At 76.5% G+C, this 7,832-nt stretch carries 8 protein-coding genes; 2 read left to right on the forward strand and 6 right to left on the reverse strand.

Going from position 1 to position 7,832, the window contains the following annotated elements; translation table 11 throughout:
* Positions 1–483 (forward strand): hypothetical protein (locus GTR00_RS09815; RefSeq protein ID WP_166611445.1); only part of this gene is annotated, 483 nt, incomplete at its 5' end.
* Positions 484–558: 75 nt separating this feature from the next.
* On the opposite strand, the gene GTR00_RS09820 is transcribed toward GTR00_RS09815, so the two are convergent.
* The 6 genes from GTR00_RS09820 to GTR00_RS09845 form a co-directional block, all read right to left on the reverse strand.
* Complete coding sequence (locus GTR00_RS09820; RefSeq protein ID WP_166611446.1) at positions 559–1,851, reverse strand: PP2C family protein-serine/threonine phosphatase; 1,293 nt, start codon at positions 1,849–1,851, stop codon at positions 559–561.
* Positions 1,852–1,862: 11 nt separating this feature from the next.
* Positions 1,863–3,284: a cytochrome P450 gene (locus GTR00_RS09825; RefSeq protein ID WP_323132372.1), complete on the reverse strand. Its 1,422-nt coding sequence runs from the start codon at positions 3,282–3,284 to the stop codon at positions 1,863–1,865.
* Complete coding sequence (locus GTR00_RS09830; RefSeq protein WP_166611452.1) at positions 3,281–3,574, reverse strand: GroES family chaperonin; 294 nt, start codon at positions 3,572–3,574, stop codon at positions 3,281–3,283. Before GTR00_RS09830 ends, GTR00_RS09825 begins: the two co-directional genes overlap by 4 nt.
* Before the next feature lie 103 nt (positions 3,575–3,677).
* Entirely contained in the window at positions 3,678–4,685 is a 1,008-nt protein-coding gene (locus tag GTR00_RS09835; protein WP_166611448.1) for an FCD domain-containing protein, read from the reverse strand.
* A gap of 10 nt (positions 4,686–4,695) precedes the next feature.
* Positions 4,696–5,496 carry an aspartate/glutamate racemase family protein gene (locus tag GTR00_RS09840; RefSeq protein ID WP_166611449.1) on the reverse strand — a complete coding sequence of 267 codons (801 nt, stop codon included), beginning with the start codon at positions 5,494–5,496 and terminating at the stop codon, positions 4,696–4,698.
* Positions 5,493–7,001, reverse strand: coding sequence for an NCS1 family nucleobase:cation symporter-1 (locus tag GTR00_RS09845; protein WP_166611450.1), 1,509 nt, complete (start codon positions 6,999–7,001; stop codon positions 5,493–5,495). The genes GTR00_RS09840 and GTR00_RS09845 overlap by 4 nt, the downstream gene beginning before the upstream one ends.
* 178 nt (positions 7,002–7,179) lie before the next feature.
* On the opposite strand from GTR00_RS09845, the gene GTR00_RS09850 reads away from it, so the two are divergent.
* Complete coding sequence (locus tag GTR00_RS09850; RefSeq protein ID WP_166611451.1) at positions 7,180–7,824, forward strand: MBL fold metallo-hydrolase; 645 nt, start codon at positions 7,180–7,182, stop codon at positions 7,822–7,824.
* The last annotated feature ends 8 nt before the right edge of the window (positions 7,825–7,832 follow it).

Genomic DNA, 7,832 nt, shown 5'->3' on the forward strand with positions numbered 1-7,832 from the left:
GTCGTGGCCCCTCCCCCGCGCACCACCGACCCCGCCGTGCTCACCCGCGCCCTGACGTCGGCGGTGCGCGCGCTGGGCGCGGACGACGCCGCCGCCTTCGAGGAGGCGGGCGCCGCCCTGGCCGCCTTCGACGCCGACGCCGCCCGCACCGTGCTGGGCCACGTGCTGCGCGGGGCGCTGGAGGAGCTGCACCCCGACGGCCTGGACGCCGACGACCTGCGAGCGCTCGTGGAGCGCTGCGCCCGCTCGGCGCCGGCGTGGTTCGGCGGGCTGGACCCGCAGCTGCTCGTGGTGGCGCTGGTCGGCGCGCTGGGCGAGCACCCCGAGGCCGGCGAGGTGCCGCCGGCGGCGCACGCGGCGGTGCTGCGGCACGCGCTGCTGGTGGTGGCCGACGTCGTGGCGGCCACCCGCCGGCCGCTGGCGCGGCACCTGGAGGGCGCGTTGGCGGAGGTGCGCCGCGCGGAGACGGTGGAGATGCCCTGAGGGACGCCGCGACGGTCCGGTGCCGGCGACCGGTGCCGGCGACCGGTGCCGGCGGTGCGGCACGAGCGAGCGGTGTCAGCGGCGCAGCGGCTCGCCGCCGGGCGGGTGCGGCGGCGCCAGCTGCTGCGGCTCGACCGCGCCGGTCCAGCCGGACTGCATCCGCCGCTCGGCGCCGCCGGCCCACTGCGCCACCAGCAGGGTGGCGTCGTCCTGCAGGACGCCGCCCTGGTGGGCCAGCACGGCGTGCACGATGCGGCGCACCGTCTCCGGCGCCGGCCGCGCGGCCGAGGCGGAGCGCTCCAGGTGGTCCGTGAGGCGCTCCAGGCCGAACAGCTCCCCGTCGGCGCCGCGGGCCTCGACGATGCCGTCGGTGTGCAGCACCACCCAGTCGTCGGGTTCGAGCACCTCCTCGCCGACCCGCGCCTCCACCGGGTCCTCCACCCCGGGCAGCCCGAACAGCACCCGGTGCCCGCCGGTGAGCTCCTTGACGACCTTGCCGCGGCGCATGACCAGGGGCGCCAGGTGTCCCGCGTTGACGTAGCGGAACCGCCCGGTGCCCAGGTCCAGCTGGCCCAGGACGCCGGTGACGAACTTCTCCCCGCCGCCCTGCTCGGCGACGTACCGGTCGATCTCGAAGGCCGTCTCGCGCAGCCCGGCGCCCTCGCGCCGGCGGTTGCGGTACGTGGACAGCGCCACCGCGGCCAGCAGGGTGCCGGCGAGGTCGTGCCCGGTGGCGTCGAAGAGGGCCAGGTGGGCCACGTCGTCGACGACGCTGTAGTCGAAGGCGTCGGCGGCCACCGCGTAGGCCGGCTGGAGCACCCCGGCGACGACGAGCCCCTCGCACGCGAACGTCAGCGGCGGCAGCAGCTGCCACAGCAGCTCGGAGGCGACCGTGCGGTGCTGGCGGCGCTGCACGCGGGTCAGGGCGTCGCCGTAGCTGGACTTGGCGGTGATCAGGTGCCCGGCGAGGTGGGCGAACAGCCGGCAGCGGTCCCCGAAGCCGGGGTCGTCGAGCTCGGCGGGGTCGGTGAGGGCGATCCTCAGCACGCCCAGCCGGTCGGTGCCGTCCAGGACCGCCAGCCACACGCCCTGCCCGACGCCGGACCACTTCACGGGCTCGACGTCGCGGAAGCAGCGCCCCGCGAGCGTGGTGTCGACCGCCTGGGGGCGCGTGGCCTCGGCGCCGGCGGGCGGCACGGGCAGCAGCACCCGCTGCTCGTGGTCGACCAGGTGCAGCAGCACCTCCCAGCCCAGCTCTCGCCCGGCGAGGGCCAGGACGTCGGGCAGCTGGCCCGGGCTGGCGAGGTGGGCGCGGTCCAGCAGGGTCCGCAGCGCCGTGAGCACCCGCACGTCGTCACTTGCAGCCACGAAGAATCACCCTAAGTCGCGCAGCTCGAGCCCGCCCCCTCGCGGGCCCGGTCCCGAGGCGCCCCGGCGCCGCGCGGTTCGACGAACAGGCGCAGCCCGCCGCGCGGGCGCAGCGAGACCAGCGCCTCCACCCCGGCGCGCCGCCCGGGCACCGGGCGCACCGCGCGGTCGCGCAGCAGCGCGGCCAGCACGAACACCTCCTCCACCAGCGCCAGGTCGCGGCCGATGCACTGGCGCGGGCCGGCGCCGAAGGGCACGTAGGCGTCGCGGCGGGGCGCGTCCAGGAACCGCTCGGGGCGGAACTGCCCCGGGCTCGGCCACAGCGCCGGGTCCCGGTGCAGCGCCCACGTGCTGACGATGACGAGCGTGCCCGCGGGCACCGGCACCCCGGCGAGCACGTCGTCGGCCAGCGCCCGGCGGGTGACCACCCACGCCGGCGGGTACAGCCGCAGCGCCTCGTCCACCACGGCGCGCGCGTAGCGCAGCCGCGGCAGGTCCGCCCAGACCGGCTCGCGCGCGCCGCCGGGCGGGCCGAGCACCTCGGCCAGCTCCGCCTGCAGGCGCCGCTGCGCGGACGGCTCGCGCGCCAGCAGGTCCAGGGTCCACGTCAGCGAGGAGGCCACCGTCTCGTGACCGGCCACGACGAACGTGACGAGCTCGTCGCGCACCTCGCGCGGGCCCAGCCCGGCGCCCAGCATCAGCCCCACGACGTCGGTGGCGCCCTCCTCGACGCCGCGGGCGCGGCGCTCGGCGAGGATGCGCCCGCACACCTCGTCGATCTCGGCGACCCGCGCGGCCAGCGCCCGCCGCGAGGGCGTGGGCCACGAGGACGGCACCGGCGAGGAGGCCCGGCCCACCACGAGCTCCAGCGCCTCCCCCACCGCCTCCACGAGGCGCTGCGCCACGCCGGAGAGGTCCGCGGCGGCCAGGGTGCGCCCGACGACCTCCAGGGAGGCGCGGGAGACGGCGTCCACGACGTCCAGGGGCCGCCCGGGCGGCAGTGCGTCCACCTCCGCGCGCAGCGAGCGCGCCGCGGCGACGGCGTGCCCGGCCACCGCGTCCAGGGAACCGTGGTGGAACGCCGGCTGCACCACCCGGCGGTGCCGGCGCCAGGTGGCGCCGTCCCCGGCGAGCAGGCCAGGCCCGGTGACGGAGGCCAGGGCGCCGTACTGCACCGTCGCCTTGCCGTAGCCGCGGGCGTTGTCCACCAGCACCCGGCGCACGCCGGCGGGGTCGTTGAGGACCAGGACGGGTGTGCGCGGCAGCGGGATCGCGGCGGTGCCGCCGTAGCGGCGCGAGACGCCGGCGAGGAACTCGTGCGGGGCGCGGCGGATGGCCGGCACGGCGCGCACCATGTCCCACGGCAGCGGCCCGTCGGCCTCCAGCGGGGTGTACCGGGCGTTCCTGCGGGCGGGCGCGCCGGGCGCGCTCAGAGGTAGAGCCCGGTCTGGCCGTCCTCCACGCGCGGTGCGGCGACCGCGTGCAGGTCGCGCTCGCGCAGCAGCACGTACCCCCTGCCCGCCAGCTCCACCTCGGCCTTGTCCTCCGGGTCGAACAGGACGCGGTCGCCGGTCTGCACCTGGCGCACGTGCGGGCCCACCGCCATCACCGACGCCCAGGACAGCCGGCGCCCGACGGCGGCGGTGGCGGGGATGACGATGCCCGCGGAGGACTTGCGCTCGCCGGCGTCGTCGGCGGACACGAGCACGCGGTCGTGCAGCATCCGGACGGGCAGGCGGGCGGGGTCGGCGGGCGTGCTCACCCCCGGAACGGTAGCGCCCCCGCAGCCGGGTCGGCTCGGGGGCGCTGGTGGTGCGGGCGGCGCGTCAGCGGCGCCCGCGCACCGCCCGCACCACCAGCAGCGCGGCGACGCCCAGGACGACGCCGCCCACGGCCGCCAGGCGGGCGGTGCGCGGGCTGCCGTCGGGGTGCGTGGCGAAGGCGCTCGCCCTCTCGCGCGCCGAGGCCAGCGCCCGCTTCTGGATCGCGGCGGGCTTCAGGCGGTCGGTCAGCTCGTCGATCGTCCCCGCCAGCTGCGCCCGGCGCAGCTCCACCTCGCGCTCGAGAGCGCGCGGGTCGCTCGTGGTGATCTCGGCCTTGCCCTCGCTGGCCGTCACGGCCACCTCCTGCCCGTCGCACGGGTCGTCTCCAGCCGGGGGCGCGTGCCGCCCGGCGCCGGTCCTGCGCCGGGCCCGCCGCGAGGGGGCCGGCGGCGCCTGCGGGGCGAACTGGCGCCCCCGCACGCGGGCGGACAGGTTCTCCTGGTGCGCGGCGGCCCCGGCCAGCAGCGCACCGGCGTCGCCGGCGGCGAACGCCGCCAGCATCGCGCCGTGCTCGGCGTGCAGGCGCGCCGCCTCCTGCGCGCCGAGGTCGTCCATGGGCCGGTACGGGTCGGTGAGGTCCCAGACGCGGTCGAACACCGCCAGCAGGCGCGGCATCCGCGACGGGCGCGTCAGCGCCGCGTGGAAGGCGCGCGAGGCGCGGTGGTACTCGCGCTCGTCGCCGTCGCGCACGGCGCGCTGCAGCGCCTCGTGGGCCAGCGCCGCGGCCGCGACGTCCTCGTCGGCGACGTGGCGCACCGCCACGGCCAGCGCCGCCAGCTCCAGCGCCCCGCGCACGGAGTACAGCTGCGCCAGCTCCCCGTCGGCCAGCCGCGTCACGGTGTAGCCGCGGCGCAGGCGGTGCTCCACCAGGCCCTCGCCCACGAGCGTCATGAGGGCCTCGCGCACCGGGATGCGGCTGACGTCGTGCTCGGCGGCGAGCACGTCGACCTCCAGCACCGAGCCCGGCGGCACGACGCCCTCGACGATGTCGCGGCGGATCGCGTCCAGCACGGGCCGCGCACTAGGGGCGCCCGCCGGCGCCGGGTACCGCACCACCCGACCGACCTCCCGCGTCGCGCGCCGCGGCGGCCGGCCACGGCCACCCCCGCACCTCCTTGGCCCGCGGCGCAGCGTAGCTGCGCACCTTCGAGGTGCCCAGGCCCAGGGCCACCAGGGACTCCGCCAGGCGCACCGCGGCCGCCACGCCGTCCACGACGGGCACCGCCAGGGCGTCGCGGACGGCGCCGTGCAGCCCGGCCATGCCGGCGCAGCCCAGGACGACGACCTCCGCGCCGTCCTCCTCCACGCACCGCTGGGCCTGCGCGACGAACGCCTTCGCGGTGACCTCGGGGTCGGCCTCCAGCTCCAGCACCGGCAGGTCCACGCTGCGCACGCCCGAGCAGCGCCGCTCCAGCCCGGCCAGCAGCAGCCGGTCGCGGATGGCGGGGGCGGTGCGGTCCAGGGACGTCACCACCCCGTAGGTGCGCCCGAGCAGGCAGGCGGTGTGCGCGGCGGCCTCGGTGATGTCCACGACCGGGACGTCCAGCACGTCCTGCAGCGCCTCGCGGCCGACCTCGCCGAAACCGGCGTGCACGACGGCGTCGTAGCGCCCGTCGTGGGTGAGCACCGCGTCCAGCACGCCCACGGCCGACAGGTGGCTCTCCACGTTGGACTCCACCGAGGCGGGACCGAAGCGCGGGGTGAGGGCGACCACCTCGGTGCCCGGCGCGGCGGCCGCGAGGGCGCTGCGCCGGATCACCTCGGTGACGGCCCCCGTGGTGTTGACGTTCACCACGAGGACCGTGGTGCCGTGCGTGCTCACCGGCGCGCCGCCCGCGGGGCGGGCTGGGGGATGGAGTTGCGCAGCGCCAGGTAGCCCAGGAACGCCACGCCGGCGCCGATGAACCAGCTGAAGGAGGCGGCGGTGGAGCTGCCGCTGAACACCACGGCCATCGCCACGACCGCACCGGCCGCGGTGGTGCCCACCGCCACCGGGTTCCAGCCCTTGACGTAGTGGTAGGTGCCCGCCGGGTCCATGGTGTACAGGTCGTCCACGACGACCACGCGCTTCTTCACCAGGTAGTGGTCGGCGATGAGGACGCCGTACAGCGGCCCGATGAACGCGCCCAGGGTGTCCAGGGTGTAGTGGATCGTCTCGGGCGAGTTGTACAGGTTCCACGGGGTGATGAGGACGGAGCCGACCGCGGCGATCATGCCGCCCGTGCGCCAGCTGATGCGCTGCGGCGCCACGTGGGAGAAGTCGAACGCCGGGGAGACGAAGTTCGCCACGATGTTGATGCCGATGGTGGCGATGACGAACGTCAGGCAGCCGATGACGGCGGCGGTGACGCTGTCGATGCGGTAGACGGTCTCCACCGGGTCGGTGATGAGCTGGCCGTACACCGGGACGGTCGCCGAGGCGGTCACCACGCACAGCACCGCGAACACCAGGAAGTTCACCGGCAGGCCCAGGAAGTTGCCCCTCTTCACCGCGGCCATGCTGCGCCCGTAGCGGGCGAAGTCGCCGTAGTTGAGCATCGGGCCGGAGAAGTACGACACCACCAGGGCGATCGCGCTGAGCATGACCCCGACGGCGGCCAGGCCGGTGTGCTCGATGCCGCCGAGGTTCAGCGAGACGTTCGAGAACCCGGCCTCCACGACGAGGTAGCCGGCCAGGGCGAACATCACGACGTACACGGCCGGGCCGCAGAAGTCGATGAACCTCCGGATGGCCTCCATGCCGCGCCAGAACACCAGCGCCTGCAGCACCCACATCGTCCCGTAGGCCGCCCAGCCGACCGTGCTCAGGCCCAGGAAGCCGTGCTGGTCGACGTCGGCGTACGGCGCCCAGGAGGGTGAGAGCTTCAGGGCCAGCAGCACCAGGGCGTTGGAGGCCAGGTACGTCTGGATGCCGTACCAGGCCACCGCGATGACGCCGCGCACGACGGCGGGCACGTTGGCCCCCAGCACGCCGAACGCGACGCGCGAGGCCACCGGGTAGGGCACCCCGGTGGCCTGGCTGGGCCGGGCCACGAGGTTGCACAGGAAGTACACGATGACGATGCCCACCACGAGGGCGATGAGGACCTGCCAGGCGGCCAGGCCCAGGGCGAACAGGCTGCCGGCGGTGACGTAGCCGCCGACGCTGTGCACGTCGGACATCCAGAACGCGAAGAAGTTGTACGACCCCCACCGCTGCTCGCGCAGCGGGGCGAGGTCGGAGTTCGTCAGGCGGGGGTGGTACCCGGCCTTGACGACGCCGTCGCCGGCGAGGTGGTGGCCCTCGCCGGCGGGAGCGCTCACCGCGGCACGTGTCACGTCTGTCATGGCTGCTCCAGCGGGTGCGGTCCGGGGGGACCCGCGTCCGGCGCGGGTGCGCCGCGGCCGCGGTGCGCACCACGCTAGGGACGTCAGGTTTCCACCACGTAACCCCGCGGATATATCCACGTCACCCGCCGCGCGCCCCGGCCTGCGCGCGCCGGGGGTGCGGGTCCACGATGGGCCCATGCGCATCACCCGCCACGGGCACAGCTGCCTGCTCGTCGAGACCCCCCGCGCCCGCGTCCTGCTGGACCCGGGCACCTTCAGCCGCGGCTTCGAGGAGCTGGAGGGCCTGGACGCCGTCCTGGTCACCCACCAGCACCCCGACCACGTCGACGTCGAAAAGCTGCCGCAGCTGCTGGAGTCCGACGACCGCACCGCGCTGCACGCCGAGCCGCAGGCGGCGGCCGGGTTGCGCGGGGCCGGCATCGACGCCGCCGCGCTGCACGCCGGGTCCTCGATCGTGGTGGGCGACCTGACGGTGGAGGCCGTGGGCGGCGAGCACGCCCTCATCCACGCCGACGTGCCGCGCGTGGGCAACGTCGGGCTGCTGCTGCGCGCCGAGGGCGAGCCCACCCTCTTCCACCCGGGCGACACCTACGCCGTGGCGCCGCCCGGCGTGGACGTGCTCGCGCTGCCGCTGAGCGCCCCGTGGGCGGCGAGCAAGGAGATGATCGACTTCGTGCGCGCCGTGCGGCCGGGCGCGGGCTTCGCGATCCACGACGCGCTGCTGTCGCCGATCGGGCTGGGCCTGTACGCGAGCCAGGCGGCGAACCTCGGCGGCCTGCAGCTGCGCCCGCTGGAGCACGGCGTGCCCGCCGACTTCTGACCCGCCCG

It is taken from the genome of Kineococcus indalonis (assembly GCF_009906395.1).
In the GTDB taxonomy this organism is placed as follows: domain Bacteria; phylum Actinomycetota; class Actinomycetes; order Actinomycetales; family Kineococcaceae; genus Kineococcus; species Kineococcus indalonis.

Excerpts from the sequence above, each read along its gene's own strand:
- GTR00_RS09850 (WP_166611451.1), top strand. The coding sequence starts at position 7,180 with ATGCGCATCACCCGCCACGGGCACAGCTGCCTGCTCGTCGAGACCCCC.
- GTR00_RS09830 (WP_166611452.1), bottom strand. The coding sequence starts at position 3,574 with ATGCTGCACGACCGCGTGCTCGTGTCCGCCGACGACGCCGGCGAGCGC.
- GTR00_RS09845 (WP_166611450.1), bottom strand. The coding sequence starts at position 7,001 with ATGACAGACGTGACACGTGCCGCGGTGAGCGCTCCCGCCGGCGAGGGC.